Genomic DNA, 19,257 nt, shown 5'->3' on the forward strand with positions numbered 1-19,257 from the left:
TCAGATCTTAATTTTCTTCAATCTTAATGCGTTGGTTACTACACTTACGCTAGAAAAAGCCATCGCCGCTCCGGCTACCATTGGATTAAGCCTTATTCCGGCAACTCCGTAGAAGAGACCGGCTGCCAAAGGTATGCCGATTACGTTGTAGAAGAATGCCCAGAAGAGATTCTGTTTTATGTTCTTTATAGTTTCCTTCGATAACTTTATCGCTTTGAAGATGTTGCTTAAGTTGTCGCTCATAAGTACCACATCTGCCGTCTCAATAGCGATGTCCGTTCCAGAACCAACGGCAATTCCAATATGGGCCTCCGCAAGAGCCGGAGAATCATTTATTCCATCGCCTACCATCATCACTGTCTTACCTTCCCTCTTGAGATCGGAAACCTTTTTGGCTTTGTCTTCCGGCATCACTTCCGATATTACATTCTCGATCCCAACTTGGTTAGCAATTGCCATTGCAGTCCTGGAGTTGTCACCGGTCATCATGTAAGTATCTATTCCCATTTTCTTCAGAGACTTAATCGCATCCAGAGAATCCTCTCTCACAACATCAGCGATACGAAGCACTGCTGCCGCTCTACCTTCTATGGAGACAACAACGGGTGTCTTACCCTCACTGGATAACTCATCGACAAACTTCATTTCTTCCGGCGTCAGAGAAGTAAAACGATGGTTTCCCATCTTGACTTCCTGCCCAGAGACTCTCGCCAGAATTCCTTTGCCAGAATAAGCCTCAAATGAAGAAACCTCCAGGAGAGGGCCACTATATGCACCGGAGATAGCCACATCGAGCGGGTGAGAACTCTTTGAAGCAATACTGGCCGATATTTGCATAACCCTTTCTCTTTCGTGTTTTCCAAATGTGTGCACATCTACTAACCTTGGCCTTCCTTCCGTTATCGTACCAGTCTTGTCAAAAACTACAGCACCAATTTTGTGAGTGGTTTCTAGGGCTTCGCCGTTCCGGAAAAGAATTCCCATTTCGGCTCCCCTACCGGTACCCACCATTATCGCGGTAGGCGTGGCAAGTCCGAGTGCGCAGGGACAGGCTATTACAAGCACCGCTATCATCATGGACATTGAAAAGACGAGACCATATCCAAGCGTCATCCAGACAAGGAAGGTAACTGCCGCAATCACTAGAACGAATGGCACGAAATAACCGCTGACGACATCGGCCATTCTGGCTATCGGAGCCTTTGACGACTGTGCGTCCTCGACGAGTTTGATTATTCTCGAAAGTAATGTGTCACTGCCAACGACAGTTGCCCTCATTTCGAATGCTCCATTTATATTCGTAGTACCGCCAATTACTTTCGAACTCTCTGAGATATCTACGGGAATCGATTCCCCAGTAATCATTGACTGGTCTACTGAGCTTGCACCATTCAAGACTTCCCCATCCACCGGGATTCTCATACCAGGTTTGACAAGAAGAACGTCTCCAACCTCTATCTCTTCAATCGCTACTTCTTCGAAGACGTCCTGCCGTTTTACGAGAGCCGTTTCGGGAGAGAGATTCATAAGTTTCATTATGGCATCGGAAGTTCTTCCCCTTGAAAGATTCTCAAGATACTTGCCGAGAGATATTAGAGCGATAATCACTCCGGCCGATTCAAAGTACAAATCTCCTACGTAGCTGTGTCTACCGAGGGCTATTTGAACCGTCGCAAAGATTCCGTAAGAGAATGCCGCTCCCGTCCCTAGACCTACTAAAGTGTCCATATTTGGGCTTCCTCTGAAGAGATTTGGTATTCCCTTGGAATAGAAATCTCTGCCCGCAACTACTATTGGAATCGTTAGAATTAGCTGAACTATGGCGAAGTTAAGGGGATTGAGATGGGGATCGATGATTGCCGGAAGCGAAAGGCCCATCATATGGCCCATGGCAATTATCAGCAGCGGCAGAGCGAAGGCCGCAGAAAATATGAATTTCCTCTTGTAGGATGCTATTGCAGCCTCTTTTTTCAGTCGGCTCTCTTCAAATGCTTCAGTGACGAGGTTGCCTGGCCTATATCCGGCTTTTTCAACTACTTTCTTCACCTCTCCAATTTTCAAGATGTTGGGATCGTACTTAAAAGAAACGGTGTCCGAAGATAGATTGACACTGACATTCTCAACTCCGTGCAGCCTTCCGATTGCTTTTTCTACGGCTGCACTGCAGGCAGCGCATGTCATTCCATCAATTTCCATTACAGCCTTCCTAAAAACCGGAATTTCTTTAAGACTGTATCCTGCCCGCTCTACTGCCTCAAATACTCTGCCTTTATCGACTTCCTGGGACACTTCGAATGTAAGACGTTCCGTAGCGAGATTTACTACAGGCCTCTCCACTCCTTCGATTTTAGAGACAGCTTTTTCAACGGCTCTTACACATGCCGCGCAGGTCATGCCTTCTACAATATATTCTTCTTTTACATGATTATTCTCAAAACTCATCTCATTTTTCCTCAGACAGCGCCTTTTTCAGTTGCTCGTACTGCTCAATTGAGATCTCTCCATTAGCCAGTCTTTCTCTGAGAACTCTCATTTCTTTGTCATATGAGGAGGAGATAGTCATTCGACTCTTCAGGATATCAGGCTTCAGAAAGAATGCTACCGCAAAGATTACTATTAGGAATCCAAAGAACATCATCGTATCACCCCTTCCATTGGACCCCCCCTGGGGGGAGGGTTATTCTAATAATACTATAAATTCTGTCGGATTTCAATACATTACTTGAAGAATTTCACTGAGCAGTATTAGTGCAAGGATCACTAGTAGAACCAATAATGAAGAGAGTGCTTGCATTCGGTTCTACTCTGAGGTACTACAAAATCACAGGTCTTGTAGCCGACCCTTTCTCATGTTGTCATTATTTGACTGAGTCAACGGAGTCCATTTTCGAGAGTTTCGACCAGTTTCCTGCAGAAGTCAGGGATGTCTTTCACCACTCTTCCCCAGACTAGATTGCCATCAACTAATGCCGGCTCGTCTACCCAAACCGAACCAGCATTTATTAGGTCATCTTTTATTCCTTCACTTCCTACTGCTTTCGAACCCCTCACAATTCCTGCCGATATTCCAACGAGACCGGCATGGCAGATCATCCCGATAACCTTTCCTCTTTCGTTGGCATCTCTAACCAGACTCTTCACCTCTTCGAATCGTCTAAGCCTGTCGGGAGCCCACCCGCCGGGAATCACAATCCCATCCATTTTCGAGACGTCTATCGATTTGAAGTCTGAATCCGAAAACGCTTCAAGCCCGCTCTTACCAAGAAAAAGAATGCCCTTTTCCCTGCCAGCAATGACCACCTCTGCTCCTTCTTCGCGAAGCCGCATCACCGGTACCCAGAATTCGAGATCTTCAAAGCCGTCTTCAACAAGAACCGCTATCTTCTTACCTTCTAATCTCATATTTATCCACCCCTTTCTAAAGAGTTATCAAAAACCACTCCAGAGTAGCATCGATGATCTCCAGCACTTTATCCTGTCTTTCGAAAAGGTCGAAAATGTGACCGGAGTCCTGTTGAAGCAGTCTGTCTACACCTTTGTGGTACATTGTGAAGAGATTTGAGACTTCCGGTTGGGGAAAGACCAGATCGTCCTTCGATCCAGAGACAACCAGAAGTGGCCCATCGTAGGAAACGATCTCGGCAACGGGATCTATAAGAAACAGCTCATCAAAGAATTCCTTTCTGAGAACAGTTGTTCCACCCCAGGAAATCTCTGCGGTGATTTCTTCGAGTGGATCTGCTTCAATAGCTCTATCAACGGAATCCTTACCGAGAAGTGCCGAATACGTGTGAACGGGTATTGCGACTGCCGACCAGAGGGCAACACTCTTGACTCTGGAGTCGCAAGCTGCGAGACAGGCTGCGACGAGACCACCCTGACTGAGACCGACTACGCCGACTCTTCGGCTGTCTAAATCTTCCGCCAACGAAAGAAAGTCAATCGAAGATATCGCATCGGATATCTGTTTCGTGAAAGTAGTGTCCTTCCATTCGCCATCACTTGTTCCGGAGCCCCTGAAGTCAAACCTCAACGATGCCAGGCCCTTTTCGGCGAAAAGCCTTGCGGTCATCCTGTAGAGGGATTCTTCAGAACCGTACACAGTGAGATCATCCATATGTCCCAGGAATCCATGAAGTAGCACAACAACTGGCACGGGTCCTTCTGAAGATTCTGGACGTGTCAGAATACCGTTTATTCTCTCTCCCTCGACAAAGAAGTGGACTTCGCTTTCCGTGACGATATGATTTGAGTCTATGGAAGTAGCGAAACAGCTTATCGACAGTGAAATCATCAACATGATTAGCAACGCACTTAGTAGCGACTGTTTCTTCACATGTTCACCCCCGTGTTAAGGACAATGATTACTCTAATATTCTACCGTTTCGATTAGGTCAACGCTTTAGACCAGGGCTGAAGAATGAACTTCTCAACTTCCTCGACTGGAAATCTTTGCGCATGGCTCGCTGTATTCACCAGTTGCTTCATGCTAAAATAAACAAATAGAAGGTGAGATAGTGGCCAGAACTGAAATCGATGCCCAGATTCTCCTGGGTGACCTCGAAAGCATTCTTCAATATCGCCTCAAGAGGAGAGACAAAGAGCGGATCTTCGACGCCTATGAGTTCGCGCGCTTCCATCATCAGGAACAGATGAGAGACTCTGGAGAGCCCTTCATAAGTCACCCCATTGAAGTCGCCAAAATACTGGCCCAGTTTTCCGCGGACAACGACACAATCATTGCCGGAATTCTTCATGACATAGTCGAAGACTGCAATGTTCCACTATCTGAGATCGCAGAAAAATATGGAGATACGGTAGCCCTCATAGTTGACGGTGTGACAAAGATAAGCAACTTGAAGCTAAATGAGAAGCTTGAGTCCAAGATAGTCAAGTCGAGAATGAAAGTCGAGACATTACGAAAGATGCTTCTGGCACTTTCAGATGACCCTAGGATAATCATAGTGAAACTGGCGGACCGGCTTCACAACATGCGAACGCTGGACTTTCTAAAAGATCCTGAAAAGAAGCGTGACAAGGCAAGAGAGACACTTCAAATCTATGCACCGATTGCCCACAGGATAGGTATGCACAAAATACAGGCCGAACTCGAGGATCTCTCTTTCAAGTATGAGTATCCCGAAGAGTTCAAGGAACTAAAATTCAAGGTCAACAGAAAGCTTAAGGAACGTCAGGACATAATGGACGAATACAAAGAAATTGTGCTTCGAGAGTTGAGAAAGAACAGGATCTCCGCCTTGATCGAAGGAAGAGTAAAGCATCTGTACAGCATATGGCAGAAGATGATTAAGAAGAATAGGTCTTTCGATGAAGTATTCGACCTAATTGCTCTCCGTATCGTAACCGGAGATGAAGTCAACTGCTACAAGATACTGGGAGCGGTTCACTCTCTTTGGCCACCAATGCCTGGTAGATTCAAAGACTACATAGCCGCTCCCAAATCGAACGGATACAAGTCACTCCACACAACTTTAATCACCCACAGAGGGGAGCCTTTGGAGATCCAAATAAGAAGCGAGAGAATGCACAAGGAAGCTGAATACGGTGTTGCCTCTCACTGGGTTTATAAAGAAGGCATAGATGTAAAGGATAGAACATGGTTTACGCAGCTCGTTGACTGGCAGAAAGATTTCATAGAAAGCTTCAAAGATATGGAATCTATTTCTCGCGAGCTAGAGGTCGAAGAGGTTTTTGTCTTCACTCCAAAGGGTGAGGTGGTTCATCTTCCGAAAGGGGCCACACCGATTGACTTCGCTTATGCCATCCATACTGAGGTTGGCCATCACTACGCCGGTGCCAAGGTGAACGATCGTCTCGTTCCGGTCAACTATGAACTGCAACTTGGTGATAGGGTTGAGGTAATTGTTAACAAGGCAAGCGAAGGTCCGAGTCTCGACTGGCTGAAATATGTGAGAGCAAACTCGACCAAGGCTAAGATAAAGAGATTTTTCAAGAATGAATACTCGGCGAAACTCGTAGAGAGGGGCAAAGAGATATTCAGAAAGATAAGCAAACGTCTTGCCGTTTCGATGGATGACCTCATTGAGGGAGAACAAATAAAGGCCCTGATGAACAGGTTGGGTGCGCACAATGAAAACGATCTTTTCAGCAAGCTTGGTGATGGATCGGTAACTATGGGAGAGGTTTTAAGCCTTCTTGCGCCGAAGGAAGAAGAGATCGAGACTCTTCCCGAAGAGACGGAACTGATAAAACAGAAACAGGCAAAGGGTAATGAGGTTGTTGTAGGGGGTGAAACGGGAATTGCCGTTTATTTTGCTAAGTGCTGCACTCCGCTTCCCGGGGACGATATCGTTGCTGTAATGAGCAGCAGGGGGATCTCGATTCACACTCGCAATTGTAGAAACCTGAAAGGCATAAGCAAAGACAAGCTTGTGGAGGCACACTGGAACCTTGACACTGGCGGCAAATTCAGTTCCTGGATCGTTGTGGAGTTTGATAGTGCTGATAGAACCATTGTAAACAAGTCTCTTGAGAGACTTGAAAACAAGAACGCAAAAGTAATGAAGTACTCCGTTGAAGCAGGCAGGTGGGGATATGATACACTGATTGCGAATATCCTTGTCAAGGATGTAGCCCATCTTACTTCAGTTATGGAGAACCTCAGGGGTATGAAGGGCGTTCAAAATGTTAAGAGATACGGAGGAGTTTCGTGAGAGCTGTAGTTCAAAGAGTAAGTAGTGCGAGTGTAGTTGTGGACGGAAAGGTCACGGGCAAGATAGATAAGGGGCTTCTTGTTCTTGTTGGAATTGGCAGGGAAGATGATGAGAGAGATGTGGAGTGGCTGGTAGACAAGACGGTTAATCTCCGTATCTTTGAAGATGAAAATGACAAAATGAATCTTTCCCTTATAGATGTTTCGGGATCGCTTCTTGCCATATCGCAGTTCACAGTAATGGGTGATGCGAGAAAGGGCAGGCGACCTTCGTTTACCGATGCTGCCGAACCTGAAGTGGCCAGGGGGCTGTTCAACGATTTTCTCCAGATGGCGTCTAAGACTGTGAGAGTCGAGACAGGAATATTCCAGGCTCACATGGACGTAGAACTTGTTAACAGTGGGCCCGTTACAATTTTATTGGATTCAAAGAGAGTATTTTAGGAGGTGTTCTTGTGAAAAGATCCTTGAGATTCATTCTTATTGTGATAATGGTATCGGCTGTCGGAGCGATAGTTGTTTCTGAAGGCGGTGCTGGTCCATCGGAGCCTGCAAAGATTGCATTTGCCAATATGCAGAAGGTGCTAGAAGCGACAAAAGACTGGGTAACTTTGAACATCGATTATCAGAAAGACACGAAGTTTTATCAGGGCCAGTTAGATACTCTTAGCCAAGAATATCAAGATCTGGCAAATTCTGGAGCGAGTCAAGACGCCCTTCTACAGAAACAGCAAGAGATCCTTACGAAGAAGAGCCAGTACGAACAAACACTTGAAACGACTTACAATGCAAAGCTTCAGGTAATAATGGAACAGGTCAACAAGAGAATAAAGGATTATGCTACGTTTGTCGGAATAGATATGGTGCTCTCCAGTGAGGTTGTCGTTTATGGTTCTTCCGCGTACGATGTTACCGACGCGATCATTGAATATATGAAAGGTTTTCAGAATTGAGTGATCCTTCTTATCTGAAATGCGAACATCTTGACAAACGCTACGGAAAAAGAAGAGTATTAAAGGATGTCTCGCTGGAGGCATCCTCTCTTGAGGTTGTGGGACTCCTTGGACCAAATGGTGCAGGAAAGACCACCGCCTTCAAGTCTATCCTGGGAATTGTGATTCCTAATTCGGGAAGCATTTTCCTTGATGGTGAGAACATTACACACCTTCCTATTCACGAAAGAGCCAAGAGAGGGATTGCCTATTTGCCTCAGGAAACGTCGATCTTCAGAGGCCTCAAAGTAATCGAAAACCTTACAATGGTGATGAAGCTAACGGGTCAGGAAGACAAATGCCTGGAAAAGGCAAGTGAAATTCTTGACGAATTTGGTATTCTTTCTCTGAAAGATCAAACTGCCTCTCTCATATCTGGGGGAGAAAAGAGAAGGCTTGAATTTGCCAGGACTATGACTCTTTCACCCTCGTTCATTCTTCTGGACGAGCCCTTTGTCGGCATCGATCCAATGACAGTGAAGGATATTCAGAAGATGATCAGAAAGCTAAAGAGCAGGGGGATCGGTGTCATCGTAACGGATCATGATGTTTCATCCATAGCTAAAGTGGTCGACAGGTTATACGTACTGTACAAGGGAGAGGTCATTTCTTCAGGCGATCCTGCGGCGGTTCTTGGAGATAGTCTGGTGGTAGAAAAGTATCTTGGAAGTGATGAATGATGCTTCACGTAACGGTAATAGGATACTCCGGTTCAATAAGCGCGAGCCCCGTGAAGGAGCTTCACGGAATTTGCGAAGAAGTAGGGAGGACTCTTGCCAGGCACGGACACGTTGTTATGACGGGTGGAAGAGACGGGGTAATGGAACTTGTTTCTAGAGCTGTTTCGAAAGAAGGGGGACGTGTTATTGGTGTGCTCCCCGCCGGAGATGAGGGCAACACCCACAATGAAATCAGGATTCGCACTGGGATGGATTTTGCTTTGAGATCGTTGATACTTACTAAATCTGCAGATGTGGTGATTTCAATCGGAGGTCAAGCAGGAACTCTGCTTGAGATAATCTCCTCATATTCTTACGGACACCCCGTCATTCTCATGGGTGGTACCGGTGGCTGGACAGATAGGATAGGGTCGGTGCTCATAGATGGAAAGTATTTAGACGAGAGGAGAACTGCAGAAGTCATGAGAGCAAATAGTATCGAAGATCTTGAGAGGTTACTTGAGGAGGCAGAGAATGGTAAGGTGTAGATTTGCGCCAAGTCCGACAGGCAATCTTCACGTTGGCGGTGTAAGGACAGCGCTGTTCAACTGGCTTTTTGCGAAAAATCAAAATGGAAGTTTCGTGCTGAGAATAGAAGATACAGATACCGAGCGTTCCGAGAAGAGATTCGAGGACCAGATTCTCTCTTCCATGAAATGGTGCGGTCTTAATTGGTCGGAAGGTCCCGACATCGGTGGGGAGTACGGTCCTTATAGACAGAGCGAGCGAGTAGCTCTCGGGTTTTATGATAAGTATGCTCAAGAGCTCGTCGAGAGAGGACACGCATATTATGCGGTCTACAAAAAGTCGAATCAGGAAGACGTGCTGAGAATCTCAATGGAGATGCCTGATATATCAGGTGACGAAGTCTACACAATTAAGTTCAGGATTCCAGAGGGCAAAACGGAATTTTCTGATCTCTCAAAAGGGAAGATGAGTTTTGAGAACGAGAACTTCTCGGATTTCATAATTATAAAGTCCAATGGCTTCCCCACCTACAATTTTGCTGTGGTAGTCGATGATCATATGATGGATATTACTCATGTCTTCAGAGGCGAGGATCACCTTACGAACACTCCAAGGCAAATAATGATCTATAGAGCTCTCGACTGGGAACCGCCTACATTCATGCATATACCACTGATTCTTGGGAGTGACAGGGCTCCGCTTTCAAAAAGGCACGGCCACACAAGCGTGGACCATTTCAGAGAAGAAGGTTATCTTAGCGTGGGGCTTATGAATTATCTGGCGCTTCTCGGATGGACGGTCGATGAGGAAATTTTCGATTATCACGAAAAGGTCAAGGATTTCATTCCTTCCGATATCTCTAACAAAGGCGTTGTCTTCGATTATGAGAAGCTCGAATGGATAAACGGAAAGCATTTGAGATTGCTGGATCCCGAGGAGCTCATGATCCAGTTTGGATTGTGGTTGAAGTTCACCGGAAGATTTGACTACTACGCGATCATTGAGTCCGACCAGTTCTACTCGAGAGAGGTACTCACGATGTGCAGGGAGAAGATAAACACGCTTGAACAGCTATTTGATTTCTCTGCTCCCTTTTTCAGTGATGAGCTCGATTATCAAGAGGAGTATGTTTCCAAGTATCTTCAGAACAACTGGAGCAAGGATTTAATCTCGGCAGCAATAAGGAAATTTGAGGATTCTCTTGACTGGTCTGTTGAAGGAGTAGAAAAAACCGTAAGAGAGCTTGCCGATGAAAAGATAGCTTCGAAGAAGAATACTTTTCAGACCTTGAGAGGGGGGGTAACGGGAAGGCTTGTGACTCCGGGACTTTTCGAGACGATCTCCGTTCTCGGCAGGGATAGGGTCCTCGAGAGACTGGAAAACCTTCTCGAGATGATTGAGTATGAGGAAGGGAATCTCTCTGATTGAGATGGTTGTGTCGCTTGCGGTTTCTGCGATACTTCTGATATCGGTTTTCAAAATAGTGAACATGTCGATTGCGATGTCATTCAACATTGTGAGAGAGACAAAGAGTTACATGTCGCTTTCCAGAACCTTCGATGTTATTGAAAGAGATCTCAACCGATCAATCGGAAACTTTTCGTGGGGGACCTCCTTCATTAGCTTCGACGCTATTGTTGACGGTCGATACAAGAGAATCAGATATTACGTTTCCGGCGACAGAATTATTAGAAGATCTGGCAACTCTTACAACACGGTGACCGAATTTGTAAAGTCTGCCGGTTTTTATGGAGAAGAAGGAAGCGTAAGATTCTTTGTTGATGAAGGAGAAATCCTGATTGGAATTGAAGGTGGATAAAATGAATCCAAAAGATATCAGAAAGATGCTTCAGGCTATTGAGGAGGAGATTTTCTCAAGAGCCGAAATGAATGTGAAGGATATGCTGGAATCTCCATCGGCATACGTAAGGGCAAGGGCAATAAAATCAGCAGTGGAACGCGATATGAAAATCGAGAATATCGAGTCTTTTCTTGATGATCCTTCGCCGGATGTCAGAAAAAACGCGGTTTCTTCGATGGCGAAATTCGGTGAAGATCGAGATTCTATACTGAAGGCTCTTGATGACCCGTCAGACCTCGTTAGAAGCGCAACGGCGAAGGAACTCGTCGAGTTCGGTTATGAGGACGAGGAGTTGGCGAGGAAAATTGCTGCAGATCCTTCAAAAAAGGTTAGGAAGACCTTTGTTATCTCCCTTGCGGAAGCCGGAGAGAGCGAACTCTTACAGGAGTTCAACGGAGATCCAAGCACCGACGTTCGAAGGATATTGTCTGCCTACAATGGCGAACTGCAGCTAGATGAAGAGGTGCTCTCTTCGCTTTCGGGAAAATTCCAGAAACTTGCTATTCATTCAAGGCTCGGTAAACTGGATTCGACTTCTTCAGAAAAGCTTTTGGGTCTTATAAAGGATTTTCGCATTTCAAAGACAAAGCAGATTCTAGTTGAATCTCTAGAACCATTCCCGGAGGAGGTCTCGGTTCCGGCGCTGAGAAAGCTAGTCGAGTCCGAGGATTCAAACGTAGCAATAACAGCACTGAAGACTTACAGAAAAATCAAGGGATACGATGTTTCGTTGTTGCAGGCCGCAGAGAGGTTCATGGATTCAGATGATGAAGAGATGAGATTCGTCGGGGCGCAGTACGTCAAAGGTCTACTTGAACCATCCGCGGTTGATATTCTTCGAGAAGGACTTAATGATCCCTCAGACAGGGTTAGGGCGATATGTATTGAAGCTTTGGCCAACCTAATGGATAATTCTATCTCCGATGTCATTGATGAATCATTGAGATCAACTTCGTCGAGACTGAAGAAGGCTTCACTCAGAGCAGTAAAGAAACTCAAAACATTGGATGTGGGTGATCACGTTTCAAGAATTCTTTCCAACAGGAAGGAAGAGCTTCAGACGAGGATTCTTGCTTCTTCCGTGACGGGTCTTCTCAAACTGGACGGTTTGCTCCCTTGTCTCGAAGAGATAGTGGTAGATGCTTCCAGTGAGAGTCGCCTAAGACTATCGTCTGCCAGAGCAATGGCAAGAATAAACCCCTCACGTTTGGCCGATCTCTTTGGCTTTACAGTATAACAACCGCTGTAATAGAAACCGCCGTCGAAATCAAGATAATCGAGTCATTAATCGACCAGCTCATTTTGTCGAGGCTTCGCAATGTATGGCCGGGCTCGTATCCCATTATTTCCAGAGCGGACGCGGTGTCCTGGGCCTTCTTTAGCGAGGTCGTAATCACGGGTATCACCACTGAGAGAGAGTTTCTTACTCTCTTGAAAAAACTTCCGCCATTGAATTCCACACCTCTAGCCTTCTGGGCCATAATTATTCGATTCGTCTGAAGCGAGAGAAGAGGAATGAAAGTGAGGGTTAGTGAAAGTGCCATTCCGAGTTCAGAAACCCTCTTAGTTTTCATCGGTAGCTTTCCGACGATTGCTTCAATGGAGGAGGAGATCTCCATGGGGGTTGTTGTATATGATAATGTAATGCTGAAGAAGACTGCAAAAACCATCCTAACAGTCAATAAGGTGGCGTTCAAAAGGCCCTCTTCTGTTATCCTCAGTATCTTCATATCCAGCAGGACTTTTCCGTGCGTAAAGAAGAGCTGGAAGATGACAATTAAGAGTAGAAGAAACTTGATTGTCCAGAGGGTTTTGATGTACTCCCCCAGCGGAACCTTTGAAAGCAAGAGAAGCGAAATCCAAAAGGAAAAAAGGATCAGAGAATCAACAATGCCGCTCAAGAACAAAGATCCCACCGCAAGCGCCACAAAAGAAATCGTCTTGACAACGGGAGACAGTTTATGAATGATTGAGTCGGCAGGGAAGAAGCGACCTAAGGGAATCTCTACCAACCATCTCTCTCCCTGTAACGAACAAAGCTGGTGGGAGTTTCCCATAAGGCTACTTCATAGAGCTCGAACGAATTCCCGCGAATCTTGCCTGCGAGTTTATTGAAAATCCACTCTGCTATGTTCTCTGCAGTTGGTTGCGATAGCACATCATTTATATAAGAGTGATCCAGCACACTCAGGACTTCGTCTCTGACAATTTCTTTCATTTTCAGAAAGTCGATTACCATGTCTTCCTCTTGCTTCTCCCCGGCAACGGTAACTTGAAGTTTATAAGTGTGACCGTGCAGCTTCTCGCACTTACCGTGATACATGGTGAGGTTATGTGCTGCGTCAAAAGTGAACTCCTTCGTTATGAAGAACATTTCTCTGTTCACCCTCCTTCCTCGCAAAACATCTACCCTTGAGAACCAAATATCGTTTTCTGTGTGACGATACTTCGAATTTCCTGTCGAAATCATTCAGTGATCACAAGTATAACTCATCCCAAATGGGTATTCCAGCTACTCCAGTCCGGCCCGTAAGATGCTCCACGATCTAGTATAGTATCCCTGCTTTCTTATCGGACCCTGAAGGAGGAAACCTGCTCTTCTAACCAGAAAAAATGTGGAGACCATCTCAGCCTGGAATTAGAGACAAAACGCAGAACAAGAATAAAGTTAGACTGCAATAGAATTCTAGGACTAGGTTTGACATATATCTAACCATATGTTATGATCTCAGTGTAAGATATATATCGAACCGGTGGAGGAATTGATAATGTCAAATTGCACTACAAAATCGATGAGAGAAGTTACGGAACAGATAGAAAAGGCACGAGTAGAAATCTTGAAGTCCAGACCCTTCCTTACTTTTCAGTAGGACTAGAGAAACCCCAAGAAAAAGAGAGAGCCTGAAGGTTCTCTCTTTTTGAATGAAAGAAACAAAAAAGGGTCTCTACCGAGAGACCCGAAGTCATCTTTCTTTCCGTGGGGGAAAAGGGGGGTTGCTTGTATGTCGCGATTCTACTGGTTTATTTCTTCAGAGTGCAAAAAAGTTTCCGTATCTTATAGAAGCCGATCTGGCTTTATCGATTTCCTTCTGGACATCTTTTCCGATTTTCAAAGATCCCTTCTTCATATCGACTCCTCCTTTTCGTCTGTTCGATTCATCTCTTACATTTTCATCATATCACTACGTTAGATAGTTGTCAAACTATTATTGTTAACGCACAATAAACTTCTAACAATATATCGATTAAGCAGATTTACGATCTTGCACTTTCAAATGGATTTGATTCGACACCGAAGAATACTTGTACATGTTCCGCATTTTAAGTACGTTATAGAGTTGCGTTGTTGATGAATTTCCCTGGTTCAAGGTTTCTCGAACCTTATCCATGCTATAATTCAATACAAGTCGAACTTGAGAGGTGTATTCCTTGAATATAATCCCGGGATACGTTGAACTCGTAGAGATTTTGATGGCATGTGGTCTTGCTGACAGGAAGAGTTATTTCGACGCAGTTTCACATGATCTTGGATTCGATTTCGAACCGGGTCAAGAGCTAGGGGCATTTCTTCTTAAGATCAGAGAGAATGAGAACTGGTCGATAAAAGTTGTCGCTGACGTATTTTCGGAAATAAAGGACAGCGTCATCTTCTTTTGCGACTTTCCCGAAAGGCCGGGGGGGGAGATTCTCCTCGAGGACTCAATCGAAAGCCTTGCGAATAACTTCGAAGAGAAATCTAGATGTGTAGTAAACAGCATTCTTTCGAACAATCTTAATTTCTCTCAAGAGGAAGTAGATAAGATACTTGAAGGGGATCTAAGCATTGTGCCCGAAGCTGTAAACAAGGCCGAAGATCTCTCTGAAAACACGACATGGTTCATTACTCAGCTGATAAACTTTCCCAGGCAGTCGAAAGAGATCCTGCTCTTTGCTCTTAACGAAATGAAGAAGTACTACGAAGAATCCGGTCTGAGAAAAAAGAATCGCGATCAGATAGCCGAAAAACTAAAGCTCTTCGAAAATGATCAGTATAATCAAATTGCCGAGGGATTTCTTGATTTTTATGGCATTAAGGCAAGAGAAGACTTGCCGCTTCATCTCTTGTTTCAGAATACACTGAAGTATTCAGGGCTTAAGTTTGCAAGCTCCTGCAATACCCAGCTGATAGTATTCAGCGAGCACTTCAAGCAGATTGAAGAGATTATGAATCCATCGGTTACGGACAATACTCTCAGACTGTTTCTCAGAAATCTAGCCGATCAAACCAAGATGCAGATTTTGAAGTCGATATCCGAGGAACCAAAATACGTGGATGAGCTTGCAAAGCTCGTAGGGCTATCCAAAGCGACAGTATCCTACCACCTTTCGACTCTGTCCGAACTTGCCCTGGTTAAGAGCCGAAAAGATCACAGAAGAGTGTACTTCTCTTTGAATAAAGAGCGTCTCGAAAAAATTCTGAAAGGACTTGAGACGCTATACGATGAAGGTGAGAACTAATGGAAATAATCACCGGCTATTTCGAAATATACGATCTGACAATGGCCATTCAGTTTTCGCTGAACACTGGTCCTGTTGAGAAGGTACTCAAGACGCTCGGGGTTGATTATGAACCCTCTTCTCAGCTCTTGGAATTCAGGGAAACACTTCTTAAGGATGAAGAGTGGTCAACGAGGATGTATATAACCTTTATGAACGAACTGGGTGTTATGGCTCCCATCCTCTTCCCAATAAGGCAGAAGCTTCAAGACGGTATGCAGGTGACAATTGAGGAAAGCCTTAATGTAACGGAAGAGGGAATCGAGTTGATAAGAGACCGTTTCATCCAGGTATTTGCAGATAGAAGGCTCAAGATTTCCCATGATGAGCTGAATCGTATGATAAGCGAGGAACCGCAGAAGGTCTCAAAGGCCATAGAGGCAATAGGCGGTGTAAGCCCGGATACTGTCTGGTTTGTGCACCAGCTACTCTTCTTTCCGAAGACGGCGATGGATTTCCTTTCCTCCAAGACGATGAAAATCTTAAACTATTATGAAGGAAGCGGTTTAAGAGACCTCAACACTCGGCTCGTAAAAGGATACATAGAGAGTAGTTCGTCACAGAAGATCAAAGACGCCTTCTCGAACTATCTCGACTATTACGATATCGTACTCGACGAGACGAAACCTGTATACATAACTCTTCAAAACTCGGTACCTCATACAAACTCTGGCCTAATGACATATCCGACCTTTCATCTTCTGATAATGGGTCTTGAAGAGGTTACCGAAGATTTCTCGGGCAGAATCCCGCAGGAAGTCAGGCTACGGAGTCTTCTTAAGGTGCTTTCCGACGAGACCAGATTCAAGATCCTGAAGAGACTCAGCAAGGAACCGGCTTTACAGAAGGACCTCGTTGAATTCACAGGCCTCGCCAAGTCTACCATTTCCTATCATATGGGACTTCTGTTCAAGTCATCGTTGATCGACGTTGATCCATTCAGCAGCATAATCTGTGTGAGAAAAGAGACTGTACGGAGGGCAGCAGCCGATATCAGAAATCTTTTGAATTTGAGGGATATGAAATGATTAGAGCAGTAATATTCGATATGGATGGCGTGATAATCGATTCCGAAAAGCTCTATAGAAGGGCCTGTACCGAACTGGTTTCGGAGCTTGGTGGAAAGATAAGTGATGAGCTCTTCGAGAAGCAGATGGGTCTTAAAATGTCTCAAACTCAGAGAGTAATTGTTCAGACTGCCGGTCTGGATATGGAGCCTGAGGAATTTGGCAGAAGGTACATGGAAAGGTATCTCGAACTTGCCAGAGAGACCGTGGTTCCAAATATCGGATTGATTGAGCTTCTTGATTTTCTTTATGGAAAGGTAGAACTGGCGATTGCATCGTCGACGGAGAAGTCCGCTGTTGAAGAGTTGATGAAGAAAATAAACGTGCTCGAATACTTCTCGGTAATCGTCGGGGGAGATGAAGTTAGGGAATCTAAGCCATCGCCGATGATCTATCAAAGAGCTTCGCGGCTTTTGGGAATTGCCCCGGAGGATTGCATTGTTATTGAAGACTCGCCAAACGGCATTAGAAGCGGTTTCATGGCCGGAATGGAGGTTCTTGGGGTAAGGCACGAGGAGAACATAGACCTTGATTTGTCGCTTTCAAAACATGTGTTCGATAATCTGAACGGGGTTAGAGAGTATTTGGAAAAGAGGTTCGATAGTTTAATTTAATCGAAGAGAATTTTCTCGAGTTGTTTTGAGCTTTTTATTTCCACGGAATTTCTATCTGGCATGAAGATGATTCCATCCTTCCGCAGTTCAGAAAAGTTTCGAGAAACGGCTTCTCTTGTTGATCCAAAAAGGTTTGCGAGTGTCTTCTTGGTATGAGGAAGTTCAAATGAATTGCTTCCCTTTTCAAGAGATAGTTCCAGAAGGTAGCTTGCCAGTTTCTTCTTGACGGTTGATAATGAAAGCAATTCAATGATATATGAGAGATTCAGTGTCTTTTCGGAAATGCTCTTTAGGTAAGAGAACAGAAAACGCTTGTTTTTGAAAGCATATAGGAGAGCTCTCTTCGGAATGCTTAGTATTTCCGAATCCTCTTCCGCGAAGACATGTGAGGCGCACTTTCTTCCAGCGAACGCAAGCGCTTCTCCAAAAATCTGGTTCTTTTCAATGTAATTGATAGTCTGTTCACGACCAGAGGGCAATACCTTTGCAATTCTTAACCTGCCCTTGAGAACTATACAAAGTGAATCGCAAAGATCATCTGGAGTGTAGATCACCTGATCGGGCTGGAACCTGACAGTTCGCGAAGCCGAAAGAACTTCGCTTTTTTCATCACTGCTCAAATCGTTGAAGAGATCTACTGTGTCTAACATCTATTCGCCAACCCTGTACCAGTACTGATATTCTTCTCGAAAGCCGATCTTAGAATAGAGACTTATCGCGCTCTCGTTGGGTTTGTCAACCTGCAGATAGGCTGTCTCTGCTCCCCGTTGCCTACCAAGCTCCAAGAGTTTTTCGGTTATCTCTCTCCCGTATCCTTTTCGCCGTTCCGATTCTCGCACCGCTATTCCGAAGAGTCCCACGTGATTGCTTTCTATTACTGCAAACCCGCAACCAACTGCGATTCCTCTCTTTCTAAGGATGATGAAGGGGCTGCCAGGAAGAAGCATAGAAAGTAGTTTTCTTGCCCAGGCTTGATTTTCTCTTGCCCTGCTATTCAGAGAGAAGAAGAGTTCGAGCCATTCCTCCTCGGGCCTTGAAGCGACATCGGCGTCTGAAAGATCGTGGGGTTCACTGCCTATCGCTCTCGTCATTACCAGTGCTCTATCCCTTTCTTCAAACCCCATCTCTTTGAGGACACTGTTCAGTCCTGCAGGCTTTGAGTCCGCGGTGAGCTTGAACATCGTCCTTAACCCCTTTGACTTATAGAACCTGCTAGCCTCTTCGATCTTTTGTTCTAGAGGTTCGAACCCATCGTAGATAGGATAGACGGAGTTTGACCTGTTTGTATATCCGCCTGCGTATCTCAATACCCAGCCATCAAGGAACTTTGTGTAACCGGCTGGCCAGGAGTTTAAGGAGATCTCTTCAAGCCTACGAATTCTGGACATATTACCTCCGATCATAATTCTTACCCACCGATTCCGGGGCAGAAAGCAAACTCTCTTGCTGTACAAAAACGAACATCCTGATTTTAGTGGCGCATATGAAAAAGCAAAATCCTCCTACGCAGAACCGTACGAAAGAGCGAGAGCAAATTCAATCGGGGAAGTGCTTGAGAGGTGTGACTCTTTCAAAATACTTCTCATTGCAAGCAACGCTTCGATCCAGAATCTGTCTTAAGCATTCCCGTGAGTAAACTTACTGATGCTTTCCAGTATCGGTTCAATAGCTTTCCTGCTTGTGAAATCTACTGCCGTACTGTAAGCCGCCAGCATCCCTCTTTCATCGTCGGAAAGCTCTTCTCCGCGTCTCTTCTTTCCTTTGAGTTTACTCTTCAATAGAATCATCAAAATCTTATCTACGAGTCTCAATCTCTTGAAGTCAAATCCGCCCCTCAAATGGAAGAACTCAATCTTCTCGACAATTTCAGGCGAGAAGTTCTTTGCCTTTATGTCTTCGATAACCTCTGATCTCGCTGGAGAAGCTCCCACGGAGAAGATAATTACCTTCTTATTCTCGAAAGATTTGAAATTCTCTTTTATTGTAGACAATCCACTGATGCCAGTGGCGTAGAGTGATCCGCCGAATACGATGCAGTCGTAATCCTTAAGTCTTTCAGGATCGACATCTTCAATATCAAAGAGATCGCCGTGGAGCTCTTCTGCAATCCATTCTGCATATTTCTTCGAACTTCCATATCTAGTTTTGTAAAGGACTACTGTTTTCGACAAGCTCTTCTTTTCCTTCTCCTGAACTGAAGACTCCACAGCTATTTTAACAGTATTTTGGGATTACTGCGTAAAGATCATAAAGCTCGTTCGACAGGACAAGGAGTCAATTTCTCTATTTGGATTTAAATGCATGAA

Annotated in this window: 20 protein-coding genes; 11 read left to right on the top strand and 9 right to left on the bottom strand. The window is 44.9% G+C overall.

What is annotated here, in order from left to right; all coding sequences use genetic code 11:
- From THEBA_RS09345 to THEBA_RS09360, 4 genes are all read right to left on the bottom strand, one after another.
- Window positions 1–2,442 carry a heavy metal translocating P-type ATPase gene (locus THEBA_RS09345; RefSeq protein WP_014731322.1) on the bottom strand — a complete coding sequence of 814 codons (2,442 nt, stop codon included), beginning with the start codon at window positions 2,440–2,442 and terminating at the stop codon, window positions 1–3.
- A gap of 1 nt (window position 2,443) precedes the next feature.
- On the bottom strand, window positions 2,444–2,635 hold the full coding sequence (locus tag THEBA_RS09350; protein WP_158309307.1) for an SHOCT domain-containing protein: 192 nt from the start codon (window positions 2,633–2,635) through the stop codon (window positions 2,444–2,446).
- A gap of 236 nt (window positions 2,636–2,871) precedes the next feature.
- The gene (locus THEBA_RS09355) at window positions 2,872–3,402 is read right to left on the bottom strand and encodes a type 1 glutamine amidotransferase domain-containing protein (RefSeq protein ID WP_006488314.1); all 531 of its coding nucleotides are present in this window, start codon (window positions 3,400–3,402) and stop codon (window positions 2,872–2,874) included.
- Between the two features lie 16 nt (window positions 3,403–3,418).
- Window positions 3,419–4,336 (bottom strand): alpha/beta hydrolase family protein, encoded by a 918-nt coding sequence (locus tag THEBA_RS09360; protein ID WP_006488312.1) that lies wholly within the window; start codon window positions 4,334–4,336, stop codon window positions 3,419–3,421.
- Between the two features lie 181 nt (window positions 4,337–4,517).
- Between THEBA_RS09360 and THEBA_RS09365 the strand changes: the two genes are divergently transcribed.
- Genes THEBA_RS09365 through THEBA_RS09400 form a run of 8 tightly spaced genes read left to right on the top strand, consistent with a single transcriptional unit; the run spans window position 4,518 to window position 11,971 of the window.
- The gene (locus THEBA_RS09365; protein WP_006488309.1) at window positions 4,518–6,695 is read left to right on the top strand and encodes a RelA/SpoT family protein; all 2,178 of its coding nucleotides are present in this window, start codon (window positions 4,518–4,520) and stop codon (window positions 6,693–6,695) included.
- The gene (dtd, locus tag THEBA_RS09370; RefSeq protein ID WP_006488307.1) at window positions 6,692–7,138 is read left to right on the top strand and encodes a D-aminoacyl-tRNA deacylase; all 447 of its coding nucleotides are present in this window, start codon (window positions 6,692–6,694) and stop codon (window positions 7,136–7,138) included. Before THEBA_RS09365 ends, dtd begins: the two co-directional genes overlap by 4 nt.
- A gap of 11 nt (window positions 7,139–7,149) precedes the next feature.
- Complete coding sequence (locus THEBA_RS09375) at window positions 7,150–7,647, top strand: OmpH family outer membrane protein (RefSeq protein WP_006488305.1); 498 nt, start codon at window positions 7,150–7,152, stop codon at window positions 7,645–7,647.
- Window positions 7,644–8,366, top strand: a complete 723-nt coding sequence (lptB, locus tag THEBA_RS09380; protein WP_006488303.1) for an LPS export ABC transporter ATP-binding protein — start codon at window positions 7,644–7,646, stop codon at window positions 8,364–8,366. Before THEBA_RS09375 ends, lptB begins: the two co-directional genes overlap by 4 nt.
- Window positions 8,363–8,893 (top strand): TIGR00725 family protein, encoded by a 531-nt coding sequence (locus THEBA_RS09385; RefSeq protein ID WP_014731324.1) that lies wholly within the window; start codon window positions 8,363–8,365, stop codon window positions 8,891–8,893. Before lptB ends, THEBA_RS09385 begins: the two co-directional genes overlap by 4 nt.
- A complete protein-coding gene (gene gltX, locus THEBA_RS09390; protein ID WP_014731325.1) occupies window positions 8,880–10,301 on the top strand; it encodes a glutamate--tRNA ligase in 1,422 nt (473 codons plus the stop codon). Before THEBA_RS09385 ends, gltX begins: the two co-directional genes overlap by 14 nt.
- Window positions 10,276–10,692, top strand: coding sequence for a PulJ/GspJ family protein (locus THEBA_RS09395; protein WP_014731326.1), 417 nt, complete (start codon window positions 10,276–10,278; stop codon window positions 10,690–10,692). The genes gltX and THEBA_RS09395 overlap by 26 nt, the downstream gene beginning before the upstream one ends.
- A gap of 1 nt (window position 10,693) precedes the next feature.
- The gene (locus THEBA_RS09400) at window positions 10,694–11,971 is read left to right on the top strand and encodes a HEAT repeat domain-containing protein (RefSeq protein ID WP_014731327.1); all 1,278 of its coding nucleotides are present in this window, start codon (window positions 10,694–10,696) and stop codon (window positions 11,969–11,971) included.
- Here THEBA_RS09400 and THEBA_RS09405 read toward each other — a convergent pair.
- Both THEBA_RS09405 and queD read right to left on the bottom strand, forming a co-directional pair.
- Window positions 11,961–12,746, bottom strand: a complete 786-nt coding sequence (locus tag THEBA_RS09405) for an energy-coupling factor transporter transmembrane component T family protein (protein WP_014731328.1) — start codon at window positions 12,744–12,746, stop codon at window positions 11,961–11,963. The genes THEBA_RS09400 and THEBA_RS09405 overlap by 11 nt on opposite strands.
- Window positions 12,740–13,108, bottom strand: a complete 369-nt coding sequence (queD, locus tag THEBA_RS09410; RefSeq protein WP_014731329.1) for a 6-carboxytetrahydropterin synthase QueD — start codon at window positions 13,106–13,108, stop codon at window positions 12,740–12,742. Before queD ends, THEBA_RS09405 begins: the two co-directional genes overlap by 7 nt.
- Before the next feature lie 1,046 nt (window positions 13,109–14,154).
- Between queD and THEBA_RS09415 the strand changes: the two genes are divergently transcribed.
- The 3 genes from THEBA_RS09415 to THEBA_RS09425 are packed head-to-tail and all read left to right on the top strand — an operon-like array spanning window position 14,155 to window position 16,951.
- On the top strand, window positions 14,155–15,231 hold the full coding sequence (locus THEBA_RS09415) for an ArsR/SmtB family transcription factor (RefSeq protein WP_236609137.1): 1,077 nt from the start codon (window positions 14,155–14,157) through the stop codon (window positions 15,229–15,231).
- On the top strand, window positions 15,231–16,298 hold the full coding sequence (locus THEBA_RS09420; RefSeq protein ID WP_006488286.1) for an ArsR/SmtB family transcription factor: 1,068 nt from the start codon (window positions 15,231–15,233) through the stop codon (window positions 16,296–16,298). Before THEBA_RS09415 ends, THEBA_RS09420 begins: the two co-directional genes overlap by 1 nt.
- Window positions 16,295–16,951 carry an HAD family hydrolase gene (locus THEBA_RS09425; protein WP_006488284.1) on the top strand — a complete coding sequence of 219 codons (657 nt, stop codon included), beginning with the start codon at window positions 16,295–16,297 and terminating at the stop codon, window positions 16,949–16,951. Before THEBA_RS09420 ends, THEBA_RS09425 begins: the two co-directional genes overlap by 4 nt.
- Here THEBA_RS09425 and THEBA_RS09430 read toward each other — a convergent pair.
- The 3 genes from THEBA_RS09430 to THEBA_RS09440 all read right to left on the bottom strand — a co-directional run bounded on the left by THEBA_RS09430 (window position 16,948) and on the right by THEBA_RS09440 (window position 19,122).
- On the bottom strand, window positions 16,948–17,601 hold the full coding sequence (locus THEBA_RS09430; protein WP_014731332.1) for a Crp/Fnr family transcriptional regulator: 654 nt from the start codon (window positions 17,599–17,601) through the stop codon (window positions 16,948–16,950). The genes THEBA_RS09425 and THEBA_RS09430 overlap by 4 nt on opposite strands.
- On the bottom strand, window positions 17,602–18,339 hold the full coding sequence (locus tag THEBA_RS09435) for a GNAT family N-acetyltransferase (protein ID WP_236609138.1): 738 nt from the start codon (window positions 18,337–18,339) through the stop codon (window positions 17,602–17,604).
- A gap of 228 nt (window positions 18,340–18,567) precedes the next feature.
- Entirely contained in the window at window positions 18,568–19,122 is a 555-nt protein-coding gene (locus THEBA_RS09440) for a flavodoxin domain-containing protein (protein ID WP_014731333.1), read from the bottom strand.
- Window positions 19,123–19,257: the final 135 nt, after the last annotated feature.

The organism is Mesotoga prima MesG1.Ag.4.2 (assembly GCF_000147715.2).
GTDB classification, from domain to species: Bacteria; Thermotogota; Thermotogae; order Petrotogales; family Kosmotogaceae; genus Mesotoga; species Mesotoga prima.